General features: G+C 70.6%; 20 protein-coding genes. 9 read left to right on the top strand and 11 right to left on the bottom strand.

The window, feature by feature from the left end; all coding sequences use genetic code 11:
* Positions 1-103 precede the first annotated feature (103 nt).
* On the bottom strand, positions 104-1,867 hold the full coding sequence (gene aspS, locus WJM95_RS16685; RefSeq protein ID WP_339130522.1) for an aspartate--tRNA ligase: 1,764 nt from the start codon (positions 1,865-1,867) through the stop codon (positions 104-106).
* A 154-nt stretch (positions 1,868-2,021) separates the two neighbouring features.
* Between aspS and WJM95_RS16680 the strand changes: the two genes are divergently transcribed.
* The gene (locus WJM95_RS16680; RefSeq protein ID WP_339130521.1) at positions 2,022-4,304 is read left to right on the top strand and encodes a SpoIIE family protein phosphatase; all 2,283 of its coding nucleotides are present in this window, start codon (positions 2,022-2,024) and stop codon (positions 4,302-4,304) included.
* 3 nt (positions 4,305-4,307) lie between these two features.
* Here the strand turns inward: WJM95_RS16680 and WJM95_RS16675 are convergent, their stop codons facing one another.
* From WJM95_RS16675 to WJM95_RS16665, 3 genes are all read right to left on the bottom strand, one after another.
* A complete protein-coding gene (locus tag WJM95_RS16675; protein ID WP_339130520.1) occupies positions 4,308-5,423 on the bottom strand; it encodes an AI-2E family transporter in 1,116 nt (371 codons plus the stop codon).
* Between the two features lie 155 nt (positions 5,424-5,578).
* Positions 5,579-6,556 (bottom strand): pirin family protein, encoded by a 978-nt coding sequence (locus tag WJM95_RS16670; protein WP_339130519.1) that lies wholly within the window; start codon positions 6,554-6,556, stop codon positions 5,579-5,581.
* A 174-nt stretch (positions 6,557-6,730) separates the two neighbouring features.
* Positions 6,731-7,222, bottom strand: coding sequence for an SseB family protein (locus WJM95_RS16665; RefSeq protein ID WP_339130518.1), 492 nt, complete (start codon positions 7,220-7,222; stop codon positions 6,731-6,733).
* 142 nt (positions 7,223-7,364) lie between these two features.
* Here WJM95_RS16665 and WJM95_RS16660 point away from each other — a divergent pair, with 142 nt between their 5' ends.
* The 4 genes from WJM95_RS16660 (at position 7,365) to WJM95_RS16645 (ending at position 12,805) form a co-directional block, all read left to right on the top strand.
* Positions 7,365-9,191: an acyl-CoA dehydrogenase gene (locus WJM95_RS16660; protein ID WP_339135610.1), complete on the top strand. Its 1,827-nt coding sequence runs from the start codon at positions 7,365-7,367 to the stop codon at positions 9,189-9,191.
* 163 nt (positions 9,192-9,354) lie between these two features.
* Complete coding sequence (locus tag WJM95_RS16655) at positions 9,355-10,650, top strand: M18 family aminopeptidase (protein WP_339130517.1); 1,296 nt, start codon at positions 9,355-9,357, stop codon at positions 10,648-10,650.
* 131 nt (positions 10,651-10,781) lie between these two features.
* The gene (locus WJM95_RS16650) at positions 10,782-12,431 is read left to right on the top strand and encodes a hypothetical protein (RefSeq protein ID WP_339130516.1); all 1,650 of its coding nucleotides are present in this window, start codon (positions 10,782-10,784) and stop codon (positions 12,429-12,431) included.
* Between the two features lie 128 nt (positions 12,432-12,559).
* Positions 12,560-12,805 carry a DUF6458 family protein gene (locus tag WJM95_RS16645; protein ID WP_339130515.1) on the top strand — a complete coding sequence of 82 codons (246 nt, stop codon included), beginning with the start codon at positions 12,560-12,562 and terminating at the stop codon, positions 12,803-12,805.
* 6 nt (positions 12,806-12,811) lie between these two features.
* Here WJM95_RS16645 and WJM95_RS16640 read toward each other — a convergent pair whose 3' ends face one another.
* On the bottom strand, positions 12,812-14,635 hold the full coding sequence (locus WJM95_RS16640) for an NHL domain-containing thioredoxin family protein (protein ID WP_339130514.1): 1,824 nt from the start codon (positions 14,633-14,635) through the stop codon (positions 12,812-12,814).
* A gap of 44 nt (positions 14,636-14,679) precedes the next feature.
* Complete coding sequence (locus WJM95_RS16635; protein ID WP_339130513.1) at positions 14,680-15,108, bottom strand: cupin domain-containing protein; 429 nt, start codon at positions 15,106-15,108, stop codon at positions 14,680-14,682.
* A 51-nt stretch (positions 15,109-15,159) separates the two neighbouring features.
* Here WJM95_RS16635 and WJM95_RS16630 point away from each other — a divergent pair, with 51 nt between their 5' ends.
* Together WJM95_RS16630 and WJM95_RS16625 are read left to right on the top strand one after the other, a co-directional pair.
* On the top strand, positions 15,160-16,215 hold the full coding sequence (locus WJM95_RS16630; RefSeq protein ID WP_339130512.1) for a helix-turn-helix domain-containing protein: 1,056 nt from the start codon (positions 15,160-15,162) through the stop codon (positions 16,213-16,215).
* Positions 16,212-16,706 (top strand): LURP-one-related family protein, encoded by a 495-nt coding sequence (locus WJM95_RS16625; protein WP_261706493.1) that lies wholly within the window; start codon positions 16,212-16,214, stop codon positions 16,704-16,706. The genes WJM95_RS16630 and WJM95_RS16625 overlap by 4 nt, the downstream gene beginning before the upstream one ends.
* Positions 16,707-16,716: 10 nt before the next feature.
* Here WJM95_RS16625 and WJM95_RS16620 read toward each other — a convergent pair whose 3' ends face one another.
* On the bottom strand, positions 16,717-17,529 hold the full coding sequence (locus WJM95_RS16620; protein ID WP_339130511.1) for a carbon-nitrogen family hydrolase: 813 nt from the start codon (positions 17,527-17,529) through the stop codon (positions 16,717-16,719).
* 153 nt (positions 17,530-17,682) lie between these two features.
* Here WJM95_RS16620 and WJM95_RS16615 point away from each other — a divergent pair, with 153 nt between their 5' ends.
* Entirely contained in the window at positions 17,683-18,507 is an 825-nt protein-coding gene (locus tag WJM95_RS16615; protein WP_339130510.1) for a maleylpyruvate isomerase family mycothiol-dependent enzyme, read from the top strand.
* Positions 18,508-18,678: 171 nt separating this feature from the next.
* On the opposite strand, the gene WJM95_RS16610 is transcribed toward WJM95_RS16615, so the two are convergent.
* Together WJM95_RS16610 and WJM95_RS16605 are read right to left on the bottom strand one after the other, a co-directional pair.
* Positions 18,679-19,977, bottom strand: coding sequence for an MFS transporter (locus WJM95_RS16610; RefSeq protein ID WP_339130509.1), 1,299 nt, complete (start codon positions 19,975-19,977; stop codon positions 18,679-18,681).
* Entirely contained in the window at positions 19,974-20,648 is a 675-nt protein-coding gene (locus tag WJM95_RS16605; RefSeq protein WP_339130508.1) for a GntR family transcriptional regulator, read from the bottom strand. The genes WJM95_RS16610 and WJM95_RS16605 overlap by 4 nt, the downstream gene beginning before the upstream one ends.
* Positions 20,649-20,850: 202 nt before the next feature.
* Here WJM95_RS16605 and WJM95_RS16600 point away from each other — a divergent pair, with 202 nt between their 5' ends.
* Entirely contained in the window at positions 20,851-21,747 is an 897-nt protein-coding gene (locus WJM95_RS16600) for a D-alanyl-D-alanine carboxypeptidase (RefSeq protein WP_339130507.1), read from the top strand.
* 68 nt (positions 21,748-21,815) lie between these two features.
* Here WJM95_RS16600 and WJM95_RS16595 read toward each other — a convergent pair whose 3' ends face one another.
* Both WJM95_RS16595 and WJM95_RS16590 read right to left on the bottom strand, forming a co-directional pair.
* Positions 21,816-23,279, bottom strand: coding sequence for a dihydrolipoamide acetyltransferase family protein (locus WJM95_RS16595; RefSeq protein ID WP_339130506.1), 1,464 nt, complete (start codon positions 23,277-23,279; stop codon positions 21,816-21,818).
* A 9-nt stretch (positions 23,280-23,288) separates the two neighbouring features.
* Positions 23,289-24,269 (bottom strand): alpha-ketoacid dehydrogenase subunit beta, encoded by a 981-nt coding sequence (locus WJM95_RS16590; RefSeq protein WP_339130505.1) that lies wholly within the window; start codon positions 24,267-24,269, stop codon positions 23,289-23,291.
* Between the last annotated feature and the right edge of the window lie 2 nt (positions 24,270-24,271).

Below are 24,271 nucleotides of genomic sequence, written 5' to 3'. Positions count from 1 at the left end.
GGGTGCGGGCTGTGGTTTCGCACGCCGCACGAGAATGGCCCGGAACCATCGCTGGTTCCGGGCCACTTCCGTCCGCGTCACCCGTCGGTGCCGCGGGTCCTGCCTACTTCGGCTGCGGCTTGCGGACCGAGAGGTGCAGCTCGCGCAGCCGGGTCTCGTCCAGCTCGGTGGGCGCGCCCATCATCAGGTCCTGCGCGTTGCCGTTGAGCGGGAACGCGATCGTCTCGCGGATGTTCGGCTCGTCCGCGAGCAGCATGACGATGCGGTCGACACCCGGGGCGATCCCGCCGTGCGGCGGGGCGCCGAAGCGGAAGGCGCGCAGCATGCCGGCGAACTGCTCCTCGACCGTCTCGCGGTCGTAGCCCGCGATCTCGAAGGCCTTCAGCATGATCTCGGGCTCGTGGTTGCGGATCGCGCCGGAGGACAGCTCGACGCCGTTGCAGACGATGTCGTACTGCCAGCCGAGGATGTCCAGCGGGTCCTGGGTCTCCAGGGCCTCAAGACCGCCCTGCGGCATCGAGAACGGGTTGTGCGAGAAGTCGATCTTCCCGGTGTCCTCGTCCTTCTCGTACATCGGGAAGTCGACGATCCAGCAGAAGCGGAAGACGTTCTCCTCGAAGTTGCCCGAGCGCTTCGCGGCCTCGACCCGCACCGCGCCCATGATCTTCGAGACCTCGTCGAACTCGCCCGCGCCGAAGAACACCGCGTGGCCGGCGGCCAGGGAGAGGCGCTTGGTCAGCTCGGCGACGTTGTCCTCGGTGAGGAACTTGGCGATCGGGCCGGTCAGCGAACCGTCCTCGCCCACACGCACCCAGGCCAGGCCCTTCGCGCCGTGCTCGACCGCGTAGTCGCCGAGGCCGTCGAAGAACTTGCGCGTCTGGCCGGACACGTCCGGCACCGGCAGCGCGCGCACGTGCTTGCCGGCGAAGGCCTTGAACTCGGAGCCCTCGAAGATGTCGGTGATGTCGACGAGCTCCAGCTGGGCCCGCAGGTCCGGCTTGTCGGAGCCGTACTTCAGCATCGACTCGCGGAACGGGATGCGCGGGAAGGGGGAGGTGACGTGACGGTCACCGCCGAACTCCTCGAACAGCTCCGTCATGAGCTTCTCGATCGGCTGGAACACGTCCTCCTGCTCGACGAAGGACATCTCCACGTCGAGCTGGTAGAACTCGCCCGGCGAACGGTCCGCGCGGGCGTCCTCGTCGCGGAAGCAGGGCGCGATCTGGAAGTAGCGGTCGAAGCCGGAGATCATCAGCAGCTGCTTGAACTGCTGCGGAGCCTGCGGCAGCGCGTAGAACTTGCCGGGGTTCAGCCGGGAGGGGACCACGAAGTCGCGCGCGCCCTCGGGGGAGGTGGCGCTGAGGATCGGGGTGGCCATCTCGTTGAAGCCCAGCGCCGTCATCTTGTGGCGGATCGCGGAGATCACGGCCGTACGCAGCAGGATGTTGCGGTGCATGCGCTCGCGGCGCAGGTCGAGGAAGCGGTACTCCAGACGGCGCTCCTCGTTCACACCGTCCTCGGCGTTGATCGTGAAGGGCAGCGGCTGAGCGGCGCCGAGCAGCTCGACCTCGCTCACCTCGACCTCGACCTCACCGGTGGGCAGGTCCGGGTTCACGTTCTCCGTGCCACGCGAGACGACCTTGCCGTCGACGCGGACGGTCGACTCCTTCGTGACCTTGTCCAGGGTCTCGTAGGCGGGGGTGCCGGGGCGGGCGACGAGCTGCGTGATGCCGTAGTGGTCGCGCAGATCGATGAAGAGGATGCCGCCCAGGTCTCGGCGATTGTGCAGCCAGCCGCTCAGCCGGACGTCGCTGCCGACGTCAGAGGCGCGGAGCTCGCCGCAGGTGTGGGACCTGTACCGATGCATCGAGGTTCATCCAGTCTTCGCGGATTGGGGGCCTGTTTCACGTGAAACACCCCCAGGGTACCGGGCAGCCCAGGTCACCTCCCCCTCATTGTGCGCTCCGCGCGGTGACGGGCATCGGTGGCAGCCACCGATCACCTGTTCCTAGAGTGGGCGCATGCGCACTGGTGAGCCCCTGCCCGCCGTGGGGGACGTCCTGTCCACTCTCGCCACCGGCGTGTGGCACTGGGACAACGCCTCGGGAGAGGTCACCTTCGACGCGGAGGCCGCCCGCCTGATCGGTATGCCCGCGGAGCTGACGACCCTCACCGAGGCGGGCGCGCGCTCCCGCGTCCACCCCGTCGACTGGAACGAGATGGACGGGGTGGTGCACCTCGCGGTCGCCGAGGGGACGCTCGCCGAGGCCCGTATGCGGATCATGGACGAGCACGGCCGGGTGCTGCGCACGGTCCGCAGCCGCTCCAAGCCGCTCGTCGACCCCGAGACCGGGGAGTACGAGCTGATCGGCACCCTTCAGGAGGTCAGCGAGCAGCCGCCGGACGCAGCGGCACGCACCCCCGTCACCGGGGACTGGCGCCGCTCGCGGGAGGCGTTCCTGCTGGACGCGGGACGGGCGCTGGCCGAGGCGCGGTCCACGGCGGAGGTGCTGCGGGTGGCGGCGGGACTGTCGATGCCCGGCTTCTCGCCGGACGGGCTGGCCGTCTTCGGCGCGGAGGGCGACCGGCTGACGATCATCGGCCACCACGGGCACCAGCCGGGCGACGAGGACCCCTTCTCCCAGATGTCGCTGGCCACGGACTATCCGGCCGCGGAGGTCGTCCGCACGGGCCGGGCGGTCTATCTCTCCTCCCCCGACGACTACAAGGACCGCTATCCGGCGTCCTGGCCGCTCGCCCGGCACTTCGGACGGCAGTCGTGGGCCTTCCTGCCGCTCACGGTCGCGGGAAGCACCATGGGCACCTGGATGGCGGCGTTCACCTATCCGGTCAGCTTCACGCCCGACGAGCGCTCGGTCCTCACGACCGTGGCCCGCATGCTCGCCCAGGCCCTCTCCCGCGCCGGGGCCGCCGAGACCGCCCGGGAGCTGACCGACGGCCTCCAGCGCTCGATGATGCCGACGCTCGGCCCCCGGATGCCGGGCATGAGCGTCGCCGCGCGCTATGTCCCGACCGGCGGCGGACTCCAGGTCGGCGGCGACTGGTACGACGTGATCCCGCTGCCGGCCGGCCGCTACGCCCTGGTCATCGGCGATGTGCAGGGCCACGACGTCCGCGCGGCGGGTCTGATGGGCCAGCTCCGGATAGCCCTGCGCGCCTACGCCGCCGAGGGCCACCGCCCCGACGCGGTGCTGTCACGGGCGGCGCGTTTCCTCTACGGCGTCACCGACTCGGTGACGTACGGGTCAAGCGGCGGCGCGGACGCGGGCGAGGAGCCTGCGGACCCGGCCGACGTGCGCTTCGCGACCTGTCTGTACGTCGAGGTCGAACCGGCGACCGGAACACTGGACATCGCCCGCGCGGGGCATCCCGACCCCGCGATACGGATGATGGACGGGACGGTGCTGATGCGGCCCACGGCGGGCGGACTGCCGCTCGGCATCGACCCGGACGCCGACTACCCCACGACCCGGCTCGTCCTGGAGCCGGGCGAGACCATGCTGATCTGCACCGACGGGCTCATCGAGACCGGCGGGCACGACCTCGACACCGGCTGGCGCCGTATCCGCCGGATCCTCGAAGCCCACGAAGGCGACATGGAGACGCTCGCCGACGCCCTCGTCCAGGCCGTGCACGGGCCCTCCTCGCATCACACCACCGGTCCGCTGGCCGACCGGCGCGAGGACGACATCGCCGTGCTGCTGCTGTCCCGGCTGCCCCTGGAGGACGCCGGGGACGACACGGCCCCTCTCGTACGGCCCCCGGTCCGCCGCACGATGCTGACCGTGGCACAGGCCGAGCCCGAGCGGATCGCGGACGCCCGTCAGCAGCTGCGGGAGCTCCTGCACGACTGGGCCTCGGCCGACCAGCTCGACTCGGCGGTCCTGCTCGTCTCCGAGATGGTCACCAACGTCCTCGTGCACACCGACGCGAACGCGCTGCTCGTCGCCGAGGTGGCGGGCGATCCCGGCAAGCGGCGGATGAGGGTCGAGGTGACCGACGCCAGCGACGACCTGCCGCACCGGCGCCACCCGGGGGAGCTGGCGTCGTCCGGACGCGGGCTCCTGCTCGTCGAGATGCTCGCGGACGCCTGGGGGGTCGATCCGCGCGGCCAGGGCAAGAGCATCTGGTTCGAGTTCTCCGAGGCACCCGGGACCGGTCACGGCGAGGCCGGTGACGACTCCGCGCTGCTCGACGCGTGGGAGGAGTACACCGGGGCGACGGACCCGGACTTCGGCGGACCGGGGGACACGGGCGCCACCGGGGGTCCGGGGATCCGCTGACGGCTACGAGTCGGCGGACGGACCGGGTGCCCCCGGCACCCCGGGGAATCCCGGCGTACCGGGGCCTTCCGTGCCCGGCCCCTCGGGTCCCTCGGGGGCGTAGCGCACCCGCAGTTCGTGCACCACGCCGAACGCCGCCGCCGTCAGGGGGACGGCGAGCAGCATGCCGAGGACGCCCGCCACGGACGCGCCCGCCGTGATCGCGAGCAGCACCACCGCCGGGTGCATCTGCACCTGCCGGCTCTGGATCATCGGCTGGAGGCCGTATCCCTCCAGCATCTGGATGGCGAGCACGACCCCGAGCGTCCACAGGGCGATGACGAAACCCCGGTCCGCGAGGGCGACCAGGACGGCCACCGTGCCGGAGATGAACGCTCCGAGATACGGGATGTACGCGCCCACGAAGACCAGCGCGCCGAGCCCGACCGCGCCCGGGACACGCAGGACCAGGAGCCCGACGGTGATGCAGAGGGCGTCGATGAGCGCGATGATCGTCGTCCCGCGCATGAAGCCCTCGACGGCTCCGTAGGCACGCCTGGCCATGGCCTCGACGACGTCGGCGGTCCCCCGGGGCGCGAGCGAGCGCAGTGATCCGGCCACCCGGTGGGAGTCGCGCAGGAAGAAGAACACGAGCAGCAGGGCCAGGAAGCCCATGGCGAGGGTCTCGGCCACGACACTGACGCCGCTGACGACGTTGGACGCGGCCGTGCCGCCGAACTTGGCCAGCAGGTCCTTGGAGTTGGCGGCGATGTCGTCGAGGGAGGTGCCCGCCGCGCCGAAGTGCTCGGCGACGGACCGGGCGGCCTGTCGCAGCGAGGACACGATCTGGGCGCCGGTGTGGATGAGCGCGGCGACGACGACGTAGACCGCACCGCCGACCACGACGGCCACCGCGACGCAGGTCAGGGCGGCGGCCAGCGAGCGGTTGAGCCGCGCCCTGACCATCCGGCGGTACAGCGGTCCGAGCAGGGCGGTGCCGAGCAGGGCGAGCAGCACCGGCACCACCGCCGTGCGGAACTCCGCGCACAGTTGGATCCCCACCCATCCCACCCCGGCGGCCAGGAGGATCACGACGCACCAGGCCGCCAGCCGCCGGGCACCCTCGGGGAGTAGCTGCACCCCGCAAGCTGACCATGCGTCAGCCGGACCGGCGCCCGGGGAAGCCCGAACGGGGGAAGCCCCGTCCGCTCGGCGGACGGGGCTTCCCTTCGGCGCGACGGCTGGACCGCCCGGGGCACGACGGCGGGCTCGCCTCCGGAGCGCGGCCGCGGGGCCTAGGAACGCGGCCCGCCCTCCGACATCCCGTGCACCGCCGGGATCGTCCCCAGGCGGCCCTTCTGGAAGTCCTCGAAGGCCTGCTGGAGCTCGTCGCGGGTGTTCATCACGAACGGGCCGTAGTGGGCCATGGGCTCGCGGATCGGCTGTCCACCGAGCAGCACGACCTCCAGGTCGGGCGTGTTGGAGTCCTGCTGCTCGTCCGCCCGGACGGTCAGCGAGGAACCGGTGCCGAAGACGGCGGTCTGGCCGGTGTGGACCGGCCGGCGGTCCGCGCCCACGCTGCCGCGTCCGGCGAGCACGTAGGCCAGGCCGTTGAAGTCCTCGCGCCACGGCAGGGTGATCTCGGCGCCCGGCCGGATCGTCGCGTGGACCATGGTGATCGGGGTGTGCGTGATGCCCGGGCCCTGGTGGCCGTCGAGCTCACCGGCGATGACGCGCAGGAGCGCGCCGCCGTCCGGGGTGCTGAGCAGCTGCACGGTGCCGCCCCGGATGTCCTGGTACCTGGGGGCCATCATCTTGTCCTTGGCCGGCAGGTTCACCCACAGCTGGAGCCCGTGGAAGAGGCCGCCCGACACCACCAGGTGCTCCGGCGGCGCCTCGATGTGGAGCAGGCCGGAGCCGGCCGTCATCCACTGGGTGTCGCCGTCGGTGATCGTGCCGCCGCCACCGTTGGAGTCCTGGTGGTCGAAGATGCCGTCGATGATGTAGGTCACGGTCTCGAAGCCGCGGTGCGGGTGCCAGGGGGTGCCCTTGGGCTCGCCCGGCGCGTACTCCACCTCACCCATCTGGTCCATCATGATGAACGGGTCGAGATGCCGGTAGTTGATCCCGGCGAACGCGCGGCGGACCGGGAAACCCTCGCCCTCGAAGCCGCTGGGCGCGGTCGTCACGGTCAGCACGGGACGCTCCACCGCGTCTGCGGGCGCGGCCACACGGGGCAGGGCCAGCGGGTTCTCGACAGTCACTGCGGGCATGTCGGTACCTCCTTGTGCTTCGAGTTTAGTTGAGAGTTGAACTTTCTGCCACTCGTAACGACGGACGCCCGGAGGGCATTCCCTCCGGGCGTCACGGGTTCGAGAGGCATCCGGCCGGGCGGACACCGGGGCGCCGGCGGCGCCCATGGCGGACCACCGGCCGCTCACGCACGGTCAGCCGTACATCCGGCGCATGGCGAAGTCGACCATCTGCTCCACGGCCTTCGCGTCGAAGACCATCCGGTGCTTGCCCTCCATGTCGATGACGAAGCCGTAGCCCGTGGGCAGCAGGTCGATCACCTCGGCCCCGGTGATCACGAAGTACTTGGACTCCTTGCCCGCGTACCGGCGCAGTTCCTTGAGCGAGGTGAACATGGGGATGACGGGCTGCTGGGTGTTGTGCAGCGCCAGGAACCCGGGGTTGTCACCGCGCGGACAGTAGACCTTGGAGGTGGCGAAGACCTGCTGGAAGTCCTCGGCCGCCATGGCACCCGTGGTGAAGGCGCGGACCGCGTCCGGCAGGGACGGCGGCGACGGCTCGGGATACAGGGGCTGCTGCTGGCCGTACCCGCCGGGCATCTGCCCGTCCGGCATCTGGCCGGGCATCTGCTGCTGCGGCGGGACGTACCCCTGCTGGGCGCCTGCGTTCTGCTCGTAGCCGTACATGCGTCAAAGAGTAGTGGGCCACATATGGCCGACTCGGGGTTGCTTCTTATTACTGGCGGGTAGCATTATCGAAGCTACTTGTTGGTACGTGAACCAGATGCGAGGAGTCAGTGCCTCGCCGATCCCTTACGGAGCCGTCGCCATGGGGCACTACAAGTCGAATCTCCGCGACATCGAGTTCAACCTCTTCGAGGTGCTCGGACGCGACAAGCTGTACGGCACCGGCCCGTTCGCGGAAATGGACACGGACACCGCCAAGAGCATCCTCGAGGAGCTGACCCGCCTCTCGGAGAACGAGCTGGCCGAGTCCTTCGCGGACGCCGACCGCAACCCCCCGGTCTTCGACCCGGAGACCAACACCGCGCCGGTCCCGGCTTCCTTCAAGAAGTCGTACAAGGCGTTCATGGACTCCGAGTACTGGCGTCTCGGCGTGCCCGAGGAGATCGGCGGCTCCACCGCGCCCCGCTCCCTGATCTGGGCGTACGCGGAGCTGATCCTCGGCGCGAACCCGGCCGTGTGGATGTACTCCTCGGGCCCCGCGTTCGCGGGCATCCTCTTCGAGGAGGGCAACGACGTCCAGAAGCACATCGCCACGATGGCCGTCGAGAAGCGCTGGGGCTCCACCATGGTCCTCACCGAGCCGGACGCCGGCTCGGACGTGGGCGCCGGCCGCACCAAGGCCGTCCAGCAGGACGACGGCTCCTGGCACATCGAGGGCGTGAAGCGCTTCATCACCTCCGGTGAGCACGACATGGAGGAGAACATCCTCCACTACGTCCTCGCCCGCCCCGAGGGCCACGGCCCCGGCACCAAGGGCCTGTCCCTCTTCCTCGTCCCGAAGTACGAGTTCGACTTCGAGACCGGCGAGCTGGGCGAGCGCAACGGCGTCTACGCGACGAACGTCGAGCACAAGATGGGCCTGAAGGCCTCCAACACCTGCGAGATGACCTTCGGCGACCGCCACCCCGCCAAGGGCTGGCTGATCGGCGACAAGCACGACGGCATCCGCCAGATGTTCCGCATCATCGAGTTCGCCCGCATGATGGTCGGCACGAAGGCCATCTCCACGCTGTCGACCGGCTACCTGAACGCGCTGGAGTACGCCAAGGAGCGCGTCCAGGGCACGGACCTGGCCGACTTCATGGACAAGGCCGCGCCCAAGGTCACCATCACGCACCACCCGGACGTGCGCCGCTCGCTCATGACGCAGAAGGCGTACGCCGAGGGCATGCGCGCCCTGGTCCTGCACACCGCCGCGATCCAGGACGAGATCCAGGTCCTGGAGGCCGCGGGCGAGGACACCGCCGCCGCCGAGGCCCTGAACGACCTCCTCCTGCCGATCGTGAAGGGCTACGGCTCCGAGAAGGGCTACGAGCTGCTCGCGCAGTCGCTCCAGATCTTCGGCGGTTCGGGCTTCCTCCAGGAGTACCCGATCGAGCAGTACATCCGCGACGCCAAGATCGACACGCTGTACGAGGGCACCACCGCGATCCAGGGCCAGGACTTCTTCTTCCGGAAGATCGTCCGCAACCAGGGCGCCGCGCTGAACTCCCTCGCCGAGGACATCAAGAAGTTCCTGGCGCTCGGCACCGGCGGCGAGGAGCTGTCCGCCGCCCGCGAGCAGCTCGCCAAGGCCGCCGTCGAGCTGGAGGCCATCGTCGGCCTGATGCTGACCGACCTCGCCGCCACCGAGCAGGACGTCAAGAACATCTACAAGGTGGGCCTCAACACCACCCGCCTGCTGATGGCCTCCGGTGACGTGGTCGTCGGCTACCTGTTGCTGCGCGGTGCCGCCGTCGCCGCGGAGAAGCTGGAGACCGCCTCCTCCCGGGACAAGGCGTTCTACACCGGCAAGATCGCGGCCGCGAGGTTCTTCGCCGCCAACGTGCTCCCCGGCGTCACCGGTGCCCGCAAGCTCGCCGAGGGCGTCGACCTGGACCTGATGGAGCTGGACGAGGCCGCCTTCTAAGGCCCCGTCCCGGTCCGCCGGTCCCCGTCCGGGCCCGGCGGACACCGGTCCGGCACCTGTTCGTCCGCTCAGGTGTCCCAAGGTGTCCACCCTTCACATCCCCCTTACGAGGGCCCGTTCCCAACCCCGGGAGCGGGCCCTCGTGCGTCGTTAAGGTGAACCCATGAGTGCACCCACCCGCTTCGACCGCGGCCACACCGACGACCTCATGTCCTTCCTCGCGGCGAGCCCGACGCCGTACCACGCCGTGGCGACCGCCGCCGAGCGGCTGGAGAAGGCCGGATTCCGTCAGGTCGCCGAGACCGACGCGTGGGAAGGGACCAGCGGCGGGAAGTACGTGCTGCGCGGAGGGGCGATCATCGCCTGGTACGTGCCGAAGGGCGCCGAGGCCCACACACCGTTCCGGATCATCGGCGCGCACACCGACTCCCCGAACCTGCGGGTCAAGCCGCTCCCCGACACCGGGGCGCACGGCTGGCGGCAGGTCGCCGTGGAGATCTACGGCGGACCGCTGCTGAACTCCTGGCTCGACCGGGACCTGGGCCTGGCCGGACGTCTGTCGCTGCGGGACGGCTCGACCCGGCTGGTCAACGTCGACCGCCCCCTGCTGCGCGTGCCGCAGCTGGCCATCCACCTGGACCGGTCCGTCACCAGCGACGGCCTCAAGCTGGACAAGCAGCGCCACCTCCAGCCCGTCTGGGGACTCGGCGACACCCGCGAGGGCGATCTGATCTCCTTCCTGGAGGAGGAGTCGGGACTGCCCGCGGGCGAGGTCACCGGCTGGGACCTGATGACCCACTCCGTCGAGCGGCCCGCCTACCTCGGCCGCGACAACGAACTGCTCGCCGGGCCGCGCATGGACAACCTGCTGTCCGTGCACGCGGCCACGGCAGCGCTGGCGGCGGTCGCCGCCGCCGACTCCGGGCTGTCGTACATCCCCGTCCTCGCCGCCTTCGACCACGAGGAGAACGGCTCCCAGAGCGACACCGGCGCCGACGGACCGCTGCTCGGCAGTGTGCTGGAACGTTCTGTCTTCGCCCGCGGCGGCTCCTACGAGGACCGGGCCCGCGCCTTCGCCGGCACCGTCTGTCTCTCCTGCGACACCGGCCACGCCGTGCACCCCAACTACGCCGAGCGGCACGACCCGACGCACCACCCGCGCGCCAACGGCGGCCCCATCCTCAAGGTGAACGTCAACAACCGCTACGCCACCGACGGTTCGGGCCGGTCCGTGTTCGCCGCCGCCTGCGAGAAGGCCGGCGTGCCCTTCCAGTCCTTCGTCTCCAACAACGCCATGCCCTGCGGCACCACCATCGGCCCCATCACCGCGGCACGGCACGGCATCAGAACGGTCGACATCGGCGTGGCCATCCTGTCCATGCACAGCGCCCGCGAACTCTGCGGCGCCGACGACCCGCACCTCCTGACGAACGCTCTGGTGGCATTTTTGGAGGGATAGCCTCCCGAACCCTCCTGTCACCGCCCCTCCATCTCCCCACGGGACGAGAACGGCTGTCGTCCGGCCCCTTCACAGGTGGTCCGACCGTCGTACGATGCGAGCCGATCTTGAGTCTCGTGGGGGGACCACACATGAACAAGCACGTCAAAAGACAGTCTCTGGTGCTCGGCTGCGCGTCGGTCGCAGCGGGGCTCGTCCTCGGGCCCGTCCCGGCGGCGCACGCCGCGGTGGCGCCCGTGCTCACCTACGCGACGGACGACGGCCTCCCCTCGGACAAAATCGTCACGGTGTACGCGCAGTCCGACAGCGCCATCACCTCGATCACGGCGCACCTGTACGCGGAGAACGCCGCGCCCGGGGCCGCAGAGGTCACACGTGTCACCGACTTCACCCGGACTTCGGGCAGCGACCAGCAGGGCGTCTGGAAGTCCGGCACGCCTCTGCGCCTCGCGGACCTGGGCACGTACCGCCTCGTGGTCGACCTCACGGACGCGGACGGGGACATGTCGACGACGCAGAGCCGCTACGGCTTCGCCTACAGCCTCACCGCGAATCTGACCGACTTCGAGGTCACGCCCGACCGCCCCGAGTACGCCCACCGGCAGGTGTCCGTCTCCGGCACGTACACCCTCTCCGACCCTCGTACAGGTGAGACGACACCCGCCGACGGGCAGGTCGACGTGCACACCGGCAACTGGGACGAGACCAAGACCGTTCCCACGGACGCCGAGGGACGCTTCGCCACGACGTACACGCACACGGACGGCTTCGGCAGCGTCAGCAGCTGGTTGCGGCTGTCGTCTCCGGAACCGATGTACCAGAACGGGCGGAACGTCTCGGTCTCGCCGGTTCGGTCAGACACCCGCGTCACCCTCGACCGCACCGACCTGAGCATCAAGGAGGGTGAGCCGGTGAAGATCTCCGGCCTCGCCGAGGTGTTCGTCGACGGGGCCTGGCGGCCGCTCGCCGGTACGACGATGAGCGAGGAGTGGGCGAGCGACATGGGCGGGGCCACGAGCCGGCCGGTCACCGGTGCCGACGGCCGCTTCACCGGCGAGCTGAAGATGTCCCGGTCGGGGACGGTGAACGTCTCGGTCCCCGACGGCACGTACCTCAACAGGAGTCCGGAACGGCCGGTCAAGGTCGCCGTCGCCAACAAGACGTCGATCAGCGGCTTCACCGTCAGCCTGAACAAGTACGCCGAACTCACCGCCGCCGGCTACCTGCACACCGGAAAGAGCATCCCCGCCGACGAGTACAACCACGTGCGGTTGCAGTACTCGGCCGATGGAAAGACCGGCTGGAAGACGATGAAGACGGTCACTCCCGGCCACGGCGATCCGGAGACCGGCAGCCACTTCAAGGGCACGTTCGACGCACCGGCCAGGGGCTACTACCGCGCCTACTTCGCCGGAAGCTCCAGTTTGCAGCCCGCGTACGGCAAGGTGCTCCACGCCGAACGCACGCAGACCCGCATCACCGGGGGGAACGCGTCGCCCGAGCCCGTCGCCAAGGGCCGGACCCTCACGGTCTCCGGCACGTTGCAGCAGTACACCTCAGCGGCGTGGCGGGCGTACTCCGGCCAGAAGGTGAAAATCCTCTTCCGTCCCAAGGGCTCCGGCACCTGGTACGACGAGGGCGACACGACGACCCGCTCCAACGGCTCCTTCGGCAAGGCGTTCACGGCCCGTCAGGACGGCACCTGGGTCGCCGTGCTGCTCTACCCGAACAGCACGCACCTGGTGAGCTCCGGACGCGAGGACTACGTCGACGTGAAGTGACGCGCGCCGTCGTCGGGAACGGCGGCGCACGCGACGCGAGGAACCGCCTCCGCATGGCTCGCGAGGTCCCGGGTACCCGGAACGGGTCCGGAACGACTCGGAGTTGCCATCACAAGGAGACGACACCCATGGGCCTGGGCGGATGCATCATTCTCATCGCCGCGGGGGCGATCCTCACGTTCGCGACCGACTGGCACATGCAGGGAGTCGACCTCCACCTGGTCGGCGTGATCCTCATGATCGTCGGACTGATCGGCGTCACCACGTTCAGCAGCATCGCCAGGCGCCGTCGCGTGGTCGTACCGCCCGCGGCGACGGTCGTCGAGGACGACCGGCACCGCCGCGACGGCTACTCCGACGGCTACGGCGTCTGAGCCCGCTCAGCCGTCCATGCCCGCGAGGACCAGGGGCAGCCGGTCCGCACCGCTCTCGGTGAGGCGGACCGGCACCCCCCAGTCCTGCTGGTGCACATGACAGGCCGGGTAAGCGTTGTCGGGGTCGTCGTCGCAGGACGCCGCCATCGCCGACACGTGCAGCACGCCTTCCGGGACCGCCGGGTTCAGCTCGACGGCCCGTGAGAGATCCGTGCCGGCGCCCTCGCCCGCGAGCAGCAGCTCGGGCGGTGTGGCGGAGACGAGGAGCCGGGTGGACGGGCCGTAGCGGGTGTCCAGCTTCTGCCCGGCCGGCGCCTGGAAGATCACGTCCAGCCGGACGGCTCCCGGGGTGACGTCGGTGGCGGCGCGCTGCGTGCGGTGGGCGACCGACTCGACCCGTACGGCCTCCTCGGGCAGACGCAGCCGGGTCAGCCGGTGCCGGGCCGACTCCACCACCACGATGTCGTCCCCCACCAGCACGGCGTCGCTCGGCTCGCGCAGATCCGTGGCCAGCGTGGTCACCTCACCCGTCGCGGGGTCGTAGCGGCGCAGCGCGTGGTTGTACGTGTCGCAGACCGCGACCGAACCGTCGGGCAGCGCGGTGACTCCCAACGGGTGCTGGAGCAGGGCCTGTCCGGCGGCCCCGTCGCGGTGCCCGAAGTCGAAGAGACCGGTGCCGACCGCCGTGCGCACCGTCCCGTCCGGGTCGACCCAGCGCAGTGCCGAGGTCTCGGAGTCCGCCAGCCACAGCCGGTCCGCGGTCGCGGCGAGTCCCGACGGCTGCGCGAACCAGGCCTCGGGTCCCGGTCCGTCGACCAGCCCCTCGTTCGTGGTGCCCGCGGTGACCGCGACGGTCTCCGTCACCGGGTCGTACGCCCACAGCTGGTGCACCCCCGCCATGGCGATCCAGATCCTTCCGCCGAACAGGGCCACGTCCCACGGCGAGGACAGATCGATCTCCCGCGCCGGACCCGACGTCGGTGAACCCTGCCACCACTGGCGGCCGGTGCCGGCGAGGGTGGAGACCGCGCCGGTCGCGAGATCGATCCGGCGCAGCGCGTGGTTCACGGTGTCCGCGACGACGACCGTGCCCTCGTCCAGCAGGGCGAGGCCCTGCGGCTCGCTGAACCCGGCCTTCTCGGCGGCGCCGTCCACGAAGCCCCTGACACCTGATCCCAGGCGCCGGACGACCGTCTCGCCGTCCTCCTCCAGCTCCACGAGCTGATGCCGGGTCGTGTCGCTGACCAGCAGATTTCCGTTCGGCAGGGCGAGCGCCTTGCCCGGGAAGCGGAGCACGGTCGGCTCGGGTTCGGGCGCCACGTACGGCCCGTCGCCGCGGCGCAGGGTGCCCTTCGCCGTGTGCTCGGCCTCCAGCTCCTCCACCAGTCGCTCGATGGCGTGGGCGTGCCCCTCGCCGGCGTGCTGGGCGACGACGTACCCCTCGGGGTCGATCACCACGAGCGTCGGCCAGGCCCGTACGGCGTACTGCTTCCAGGTCGTGAGCTCCGGGTCGTCGAGGACCGGGTGCTCGACCCCATAGCGCTCCACGGCGTCGACGACCGCCTGGTGCTCCGCCTCGTGCACGAACTTCGGCGAGTGCACCCCGACGATGACGACGGTGTCCCGGTGCTTCTCCTCCAGCTCCCGCAACTCGTCCAGGACGTGCAGGCAGTTGATGCAGCAGAAGGTCCAGAAGTCCAGGATCAGGACGCGGCCCCGGAAGTCGGCGAGCTTCAGGTCCTTGCCTCCCGTGTTGAGCCAGCCGCCCTTTCCGACGAGCTCGGGAGCACGGACACGGGCACGGCGCGGGGCGGGGGAGGCAGCGTTCATACGATCAAGGGTGCCACCACGCGGGGACGCACACCCCTCCTGGATCACTCCCCGGCCGGCGGCCGGTCCAGGGCGTGGCCCGTGGTCGCGTCCACGTGGGCGGGGATCTCGTCGTGGCGGTCGCCGACGGTGAGGGTGCCGGTGGGTTCGAGGAGGAGGATCGCCGCGCCGGTGGGGGCGGACGGCCTGTGCTCGGTTCCGCGCGGGACGGTGAAGACGGAACCCCTCGGCAGGACGACGCTCCGCTCGCCGGCCGGTTCGCGGAGGGCGATGGTCAACTCGCCCTCCAGGACCAGGAAGAACTCGTCCGTGTGGTCGTGCGCGTGCCAGACGTGCTCGCCCTCGACCTTCGCGACGCGCACGTCGTAGTCGTTCACGGCGGTCACGATGCGGGGGCTCCACAACTCGTCGAAGGAGGCGAGGGCGGCGGAGAGGGAGACGGGTTCGCCGCGGTGGGCGGATGCGCTGGTCATGCGTTCATCGTCCGCGTCTGTCCGCATCCCCGCGAGTGCTAGAAATCGCGTATGCCGCAAGGATCCTCGCAGCGTCCCGTGTCCCCCGAGCCTTTCGGCGTGCGCCCGCAGGCACCGCCTCCGCCGCACCGGCCGCACCGCGTCGCCGTCATCGTCGACGAGGGGACGAACCCGTTCGAAGTCGGCGTCGCCACCGAGCTGTTCGGGCTTCCCCGGCCCGAACTGGGGCTCGCGGAGCCCCTGTACGAGCTGACCCTGTGCACACCCACGCCCGGTGTTCGGATGAACCACGGCTTCTTCACGCTCGGCGGAGTGCCCGGTCTCGACGCGGTGGACGACGTCGACACGCTCGTCGTCCCCGGGCGCCCCGACAACGTCGTACCGCGCCGGCCGGCCGTTCTGGACGCCGTCCGGCGCGCCCACGCGCGCGGGTCACGGGTGGTGAGCTTCTGCACGGGGTCGTTCGCGCTCGCCGAGGCGGGGCTGCTCGACGGGCGGCGGGCCACCACCCACTGGCGCTGGACGAACGCCTTCCGGGAGCTGCACCCGAAGGTGCTGCTGGATCCCGACGTGCTCTTCGTGGACGAGGGGGACGTGCTGACGGCGGCGGGCAGCGCGGCGGCGCTCGATCTCGGGCTGTATCTCGTACGGCGCGACCACGGCGCGGAGATCGCCGACGCGGTGTCGCGGCGACTGGTGTTCGCGGCGCACCGCGACGGAGGCCAGCGCCAGTTCGTACGGCAGCCGCTCCCCGACGTGCCCGATGTTTCGCTGGCACCCCTGCTGGCCTGGGCGCAGGAGCGGCTCGGCGGGCCGCTGACGGTCGGGGACCTCGCCGCGTACGCCGCCGTCAGCCCGGCGACCCTGCACCGCCGCTTCCGCGCCCAGCTCGGCACGACGCCCCTGGCGTGGCTGACCGCGCGGCGCGTCGCCCTCGCCTGCCGGCTCATCGAGCGCGGCGAGGTCCGGCTCGACGTGGTGGCCGAGCGCAGCGGACTGGGGACCGCCGCGAACCTGCGCGTACGGGTGCGCCGGGCGACCGGACTCAGCCCGTCGGCCTACCGGCGGCGTTTCGGACCGCCCGCCGGGGAACCGGTGACGGCATGAGATACCTCGTGCGCGACCGGCTGCTCGGTTTCGGTGACGACTACTGGATCGAGGACGACCACGGCAACAAGGTCTTCCTCGTCGACGGCAAGGCCATGCGGCTGCGGGACACCTTCCAGCTGAAGGACACCCGCGGCCGCGTCCTGATCGACATCCACCAGAAGATGCTCGCGCTGCGCGACACCATGATCATCGAGCGGGACGGCGATCCGCTCGCGACCATCAAGCGCAAGCGGCTGTCCCTGCTCCGCAATCACTATCGCGTGTCGCTGGTCGACGGCACCGAACTCGACGTCAGCGGCAAGATCCTCGACCGCGAGTTCGCCGTCGACTACGACAACGAACTCCTGGCCCAGATCTCCCGGCGCTGGCTCCACCTGCGCGACACCTACGGCGTCGACGTCGTACGGGAGGACGCCGATCCGGCGCTGCTGATCGCGGTCGCGGTGTGCGTGATCCACCTCGCGGAGAAGGAACGGGGGGACGACTGAACGCGCGGGGTCAGCGGGGCGGGATCGCCAGGCCGAGGAGGCGGTCCTTCAGGGCCGGGAACTGTTCCCGGGTCTCCGCGACCTTCGCCGGGTCGAAGTCCACGGTCAGGATCTCCTCGCCGGGACCCGCCTCGGCGAGGACCTCGCCCCACGGGTCGACCACGATCGAGTGACCGGCCTGGGGAACTCCCGCGTGCGTACCAGCCGTTCCGCAGGCGAGGACGTACGCCTGGTTCTCGACGGCGCGCGCCCGCGCGAGCAGGGTCCAGTGGGCGCGGCGCCGTTCGGGCCAGCCGGCGGAGAGGACGAGGGTCTGCGCCCCCGCGTCGATCAGTCCGCGGAAGAGCTCGGGGAACCGGAGGTCGTAGCAGGTGGCCAGGCCGAGGACGGTCTCCGGCAGCGGCACCGTCACCAGGTCCGCGCCCGCGCTCATCAGCACGGCCTCGCCCTGGTCGAAGCCGAAGCGGTGGATCTTGCGGTAGGCGGCGACGCGTTCGCCCGCGGGGGAGTAGATCAGGGAGGTGTTGTAGAGGGGTGCCTCGGCCGCGGAGCCGGTCCCGGCGGCGAGTTCGGGGATCGAGCCGGCGTGCAGCCACACGCCCGCGTCGCTCGCCGCCTTGCTCATCGCCTCGTGGGTCGGTCCGTCCAGCGGTTCGGCCTGCTCACGGAACTCCTCGTAGGCGAAGGCGCCGGTGGTCCACAGCTCGGGGAGCACGACGAGATCGGTTCCGGCTTGATCGCGTACCAGGTCCGCGACCCGGAGCCGGCGGGAAGCGACCGATTCGTCTTCGTTTACGTCGATCTGGAGGAGCGAGGCGCGCACACTACCACCGTCCTGGCATTCGAGCCGTCGATACGGGCCTACGATCGTCACACGAAAGCACTGCCGGGGTGCCTCACAGCAGCGTAACTTAGCGTCCCAAGACACCCGCTGCCTGTGCACTGCCCGCTCCCACCGCCCGAGGGGTCCCGTTCCGTGAGTCTGCATCCGAGTCTTCAGTCCTACGCCGACGCCTGGGCCCACTCGATCGAAGCGATATCCGAGCTGGTGCAGCCGCTTGTGGAGGGCGAGTGGAACCGGCGGACTCCGTGCCCCGGCTGGTCGGTCCGTGACATCGTCTCGCATGTCATCGGGATGGACTGCGAGATGCTCGGCGACCCGCGGCCGATCCACACCCTGCCCCGCGACCTCTACCACGTGACGAACGAACACCAGCGGTACATGGAGATGCAGGTCGACGTGCGCCGCCACCACACGGCGCCGGAGATGACCTCCGAGCTGGAGTACACGGTCATCCGCCGCAACCGGCAGCTGCGGAACGAGTCGCGGCAGCCCGACGCCAAGGTGCGGGGCCCGCTCGGCACCGAGATCACCCTCGAACAGGCGATGCTCAAGCGCGCCTTCGACGTGTGGGTGCACGAGCAGGACCTGCGGTACACGCTGGGCCGGCCCGGGAACCTGGACTCCCCCGGTTCGGCGGTCGTGCGGGACCAGTTGCTGGCCGCGCTGCCGAAGGTCGTCGCCAAGGGCGCGGGGGCGCCGGCGAACTCCGCGGTCGTCTTCGACGTGCACGGTCCGGTCGAGTTCCTGCGCACCGTCCGTGTCGACGCCGACGGACGCGGGACGATAGACGGTGCGCCCTCCCTCGGTCCCGCGGTGAGCCTCGGCCTCGACTGGGAGACCTTCGTCCGGCTGGCCTGCGGCCGCGTCCACCCCGACACCGTGTCCGACCGCATCAAGGTCGAGGGCGACCCCGACCTGGCCGCGGCGATCCTGCGCAACTTCGCCGTCACGCCGTAGCGGACGGGCGGACGGGGCGTTCCGCACCCGGCGACGGGACGTTCCGCAGGCGGCGACGGGGCGGGGTGTCCCCCCGCCCCCTTCGGCCGTTCCCCCTGTCCGGCCCCGGTCGGCGACAGGCACGCGAACCGGAGCCGGGGAAGGGACGCGCGCGGTACGGGCTTCGGGCGGTCACGCCGGTACGTGCACCGTCTCCACCCGGCTGGCCACGAGCCGCTCCCGCTCCCGGCGGGCCGCCTGCTTCCGCAGCCGGAAGATCTGGCTCAGCCCCGCCGCCTGGAGCACGAACACGGAGGCGAAGGCGATCCGGTAGTTGTCGCCGGTGGCGTCGAGCAGGACACCGATGGCCAGCAGCGTCGTCATCGAGGCGACGAAACCACCCATGTTGGTGATCCCGGACGCCGTTCCCTGACGCTCCGGCGGATTCGCCGGACGCGCGAAGTCGAAGCCGAGCATCGAGGCCGGACCGCAGAACCCGAGCACCGTGCACAGCACGACCAGCAGCCACATCGGCGCGTGCTCGCCCGGGTACACCAGCACCCCCGCCCACACGACCGCCGTCGCCGCGACCGTGCCCAGCGCGAGCGGCAGCCGGGCGGTGTGATGCCGGGCGACGATCTGTCCGTAGACCAGCCCGGCGCCCATGTTGGCCAGGACGACGAGCGTCAGCAGCTCACCGGCCGTGGCCCGGGTCAGGCCCTGCGCCTGGACGAGGAACGGCATCCCCCACAGCAGCAGGAACACCATCGCCGGGAACTGCGTGGTGAAGTGCACCCACAGGCCGAGCCGGGTGCCGGGCTCCCGCCAGGCCGCGGCGATCTGCCGGCGGACGTAGGCGGAGCCCCGGTGGGGGAACGGCTCCGGGAGATGGCCCTCGGGGTGGTCCTCCAGGAACAGCAGCAGCAGGACGAGGACGAGCACACCGGCGGCGGCGCTGCCGGCGAACGCGGCCGTCCAGCCCACGCCGTGCAGCAGCCGGGCGATCACGAGCGTCGAGACGAGGTTGCCGGCCATGCCGGCCAGACCCGCGAGCTGGGCGACGAGCGGTCCGCGCCGGGCGGGGAACCACCGGGTGCCGAGGCGCAGCACGCTGATGAAGGTCATCGCGTCACCGCAGCCGAGCAGTGCGCGCGAGGCGAGCGCCATGCCGTACGACGAGGAGAACGCGAAGCCCAGTTGCCCCGCCGTGAACAGCAGGACGCCGATGGTCAGCACCTTCTTGGTGCCGAGCCGGTCGACCAGCAGCCCGACGGGTATCTGCATGCCCGCGTACACGAGGAGCTGGAGGATGGAGAAGGTGGACAGGGCGGAGGCGCCCACGTGGAAGCGCTCCGCGGCGTCGAGCCCGGCCACCCCCAGGGACGTACGGAAGATGACCGCGACGAAGTAGACCGAGACGCCGATGCCCCAGACGGCCATCGCGCGCCGGCCGCCGGGCGGGTCGCCCGGCAGGGTGGCCGGGGAGCTCATCGGACCTCGCCCCGGGCCAGGTTGGAGAACCAGCTGACGTGTCCGTGGATGAGGCCGACGACCGCGTCGGCGTCCCCCGAGCGCAGCGCCCGCAGGATCTGCTCGTGCTCGACGAGCGTCTTGGTGATCCGGTCGGGGTGGGCGTGCATCACGGCGACCCCCATCCTCAGCTGCCGGTCGCGGAGCTGGTCGTAGAGCCGGGAGAGGATCTCGTTGCCGCCGCTGCGGACGATCTCGGCGTGGAAGCAGCGGTCGGTGACGGCGGCGGCGGCCAGATCCCCGGCGGCTGCCTGCTCCTTCTGCCGTTCGAGCAGTTCCTCCAGCCGGGCCAGGAGCCGCGGCGACGCCGGTACGGCCTTGCGGGCCGCGTGCTCCTCCACGAGCTGGCGGGTCTCGACCACGTCCGCGATCTCTTGCGCGGAGACGGGCAGGACGAGCGCGCCCTTCTTCGGGTAGAGCTTGATCAGGCCCTCCGCCTCCAGGCGGAGCAGCGCCTCGCGGACCGGGGTGCGGGACACGCCCACGGCGTCGGCGAGTTCGCCCTCGGTGAGCAGGGACCCGCCCTCGTAACGGCGCTCCAGGACCCCGTCCTTGACGTGGGCGTAGACGCGGTCGGCGGCCGGCGGCTGTTTGACGGGGGTCTGCACGGGCGCGGGTGGGGCTGAAGGCATGCGCACATCATAGATACAACACGTACGCATGCCGTGGGGCATTTCAGCATGCGGACCCCAACAGGCCCCGCCTGTAACCCAGGTCACATGAATTTCATCCGTTTGCCGCACATCCCTTGATGCGTTCCATGAGTCTGAACGTGGGACGGCACTGCCATGTGCCGTTCTCCCAGGGGCATTTCGCGCATACGGAGCGTTCATTTTGATTACCGGCATTAAGGGCACGCGTTTCCGCAGGGCCGCCGCTGTGACCCTCACGACCGGCGCCGTGCTGGCAGCCGGAGCCTTCGGCGCCGCACCCGCGGGCGCCGTCGCCACGCCCACCATCGTCGCCAAGGGCGGCTACGTGATGAACAACGGGACGGCCGCGTCCCTGTACGGCAAGGCGGCGGACACCCGTCGTTCCACCGGTTCCACCACGAAGATCATGACGGCCAAGGTGGTTCTGGCCCAGCCGAACCTGAACCTGGACGCCAAGGTCACGATCCAGAAGGCCTACAGCGACTACATCGTCGCCAACACCGCCTCCTCGGCCCACCTGATCGTCGGCGACAAGGTCACCGTCCGTCAGCTGCTCTACGGTCTGATGCTGCCGTCCGGCTGCGACGCGGCCTACGCGCTCGCCGACAAGTTCGGCTCGGGCACCACGCGCGCCGCCCGTGTGAAGTCGTTCATCGGCAAGATGAACGCGGCCGCGACCAGCCTCCACCTGACGAACACGCACTTCGACTCGTTCGACGGCATTGGCAACGGTGCGAACTATTCGACACCGCGTGACCTGACGAAGATCGCCAGCAGCGCCATGAAGAACTCCATGTTCCGCACGATCGTCAAGACGAAGTCGTACACGGCGAAGACCGTGACGGCGAGTAACACGCCGCGGACCATGGCGGCGTGGCTCAACACAAACGGTCTGCTCAGCAGCTACAGCGGCACCATCGGCGTGAAGACCGGGTCCGGTCCCGAAGCCGGGAAGTGCCTCGTCTTCGCCGCCACCCGCAACGGCAAGACGGTCATCGGGACGGTGCTTGCCTCGACATCCATCGCGTCCCGTGAGGCGGACGCCAAGGCGCTCATGAACTACGCCTTCGGCAGGTAGTCACGCCGAACGGAAGGGGCCTGCCGCGCGGTACGCGGCAGGCCCCTTCCGTTTGGATGCCGGACGGCTTACGCCCAGGTGATCAGCCGCTTGGGCTGCTCCAGGACGGCCGCGGTGTCGGCGAGGACCTGCGATCCGAGCGCGCCGTCGACCAGGCGGTGGTCGAAGGAGAGCGCCAGGGTGGTGACCTGACGGGGCTTGACCTTGCCCTTGTGGACCCACGGCTGGAGCTTGATCGCGCCCACCGCGAGGATCGCGGACTCGCCGGGGTTCAGGATCGGCGTGCCCGTGTCGACGCCGAAGACGCCGACGTTGGTGATCGTCACCGTGCCGCCCTGCATCGCGGCCGGCGAGGTCTTGCCCTCACGGGCCGTGGCCACCAGCTCGCCCAGCGACTCGGCCAGCTGCGGCAGGGTCTTGGTGTGGGCGTCCTTGATGTTCGGCACGATCAGCCCGCGGGGCGTGGCGGCGGCGATGCCCAGGTTCACGTAGTGCTTCTGGACGATCTCCTGGTTGGCCTCGTCCCAGGACGCGTTGACGTCCGGGTTGCGCTTGATCGCGACCAGCAGGGCCTTGGCGATGAGCAGCAGCGGGTTGACCCGCAGCCCCTGCATGTCCTTGTCCTGCTTGAGCTCCTCGACCAGACGCATCGTGCGCGTCACGTCGACCGTCACGAACTCGGTGACGTGCGGCGCGGTGAACGCCGACCCCACCATCGCGGTCGCCGTGGCCTTGCGGACACCCTTGACCGGGATCCGGGTCTCGCGCGCGCCGTCGAACGAGGCGGCCGGGGCCGGAGCCTGCGGCTGGACGCGGGCCGGGGCCTGCGCCGCGGGAGCCGGGGCCGCGACCGGAGCGGGCGCCGGTGCCGGGGCGGCCGCCGCGTGCACGTCCTCCCGCGTGATGATGCCGTCCGGGCCCGACGGGGTGACCGTCGCCAGGTCCACCCCGAGGTCCTTGGCCAGCTTGCGGACCGGGGGCTTGGCCAGGGGCCGCCCCCGGACGGCGGAGCCGTGGCCGTTGAGCTCGCCCTGGATCGCGGTGGCCGCGTACAGCGTCTCGCTCTGCTGGGCCGGGACCTCCGCGCCCTTGCGGGGGCGGCGCTTGGTGGAGGACTCCGCCACGCCGTACCCGACGAGGACCGGCTTGCGGCCCTCGGACTTGGCCTCCTCCTCCGGGGCCGCCACCGGGGCGGCGGCGACGGGAGCCGGCGGAGCCGCGGGGGCCTGTGCGGCGGCCGGTGCGGCCGGCGCGGACGCCGTCCCGCCGGACACGTCCACCGCGATGATCACCTGGCCGACGTCTACTGTCGTGCCCTCGGGGAAGCGGAGTTCGCTCACCACACCGTCGTACGGGATCGGCAGCTCGACCGCGGCCTTGGCGGTCTCGACCTCGCAGACCACCTGCCCGTCGGTGACCGTGTCACCGACCTGGACGTACCACTTGAGGATCTCCGCCTCGGTGAGCCCCTCGCCCACGTCGGGCATCTTGAACTCGCGGAGTCCCGACGCGTTCTCAGTCATCGTCGTCACGACTCTCTCCTAGTACGCAAGCGAGCGGTCGACGGCGTCGAGCACCCGGTCGAGGCCCGGGAGGTACTCCTCCTCGAGGCGGGCCGGCGGGTACGGGGCGTGATAGCCGCCGACGCGCAGGACGGGCGCCTCCAGGTGGTAGAAGCACCGCTCGGTGATACGGGCCGCGATCTCCGCGCCCGTGCCGAGGAACACCGGTGCCTCGTGCACCACGACCAGGCGGCGGGTCTTCTCGACCGAGGCCTGGATGGAGTCGAAGTCGATCGGGGACATCGAGCGCAGGTCCAGGACCTCGATCGACTTGCCCTCCTCCTGGGCGGCCGCGGCGGCCTCCAGGCAGACCTTCACCATCGGACCGTACGCGACCAGGGTGAGGTCACTGCCCTCGCGAGCCACGCGCGCCTTGTGCAGCGTTCCGGGGATGGCGTCCTTGTCGACCTCGGCCTTGTCCCAGTAGCGCCGCTTGGGCTCGAAGAAGATCACCGGGTCGTCGCTCTGGATGGCCTGCTGCATCATCCAGTAGGCGTCGCCCGCGTTCGAGGGGGAGACCACCTTCAGGCCCGCCACGTGCGCGAAGAGCGCCTCGGGGGACTCCGAGTGGTGCTCGACCGCGCCGATGCCGCCGCCGTACGGGATACGGATGACGACGGGGAGCTTGATCTTGCCCAGCGCCCGCGCGTGCATCTTCGCGAGCTGGGTGACGATCTGGTCGTACGCCGGGAAGACGAATCCGTCGAACTGGATCTCCACGACCGGGCGGTAGCCGCGCAGGGCCAGGCCGATCGCGGTGCCGACGATGCCCGACTCGGCGAGCGGGGTGTCGATGACCCGGTCCTCGCCGAAGTCCTTCTGGAGTCCGTCGGTGACCCGGAAGACACCGCCGAGCTTGCCGACGTCCTCGCCCATGATGAGGACCTTGGGGTCGGCCTCCAGGGCCGTGCGCAGCGATTCGTTGATCGCCTTGGCCAGCGCCATCTTTTCCGTGGTCATGG

The sequence above is a fragment of the Streptomyces sp. f51 genome (genome assembly GCF_037940415.1).
Taxonomy (GTDB): domain Bacteria; phylum Actinomycetota; class Actinomycetes; order Streptomycetales; family Streptomycetaceae; genus Streptomyces.
Note: the sequence above shows the minus strand (reverse complement) of the source record. Positions and strands in the feature narration are given on the sequence as shown.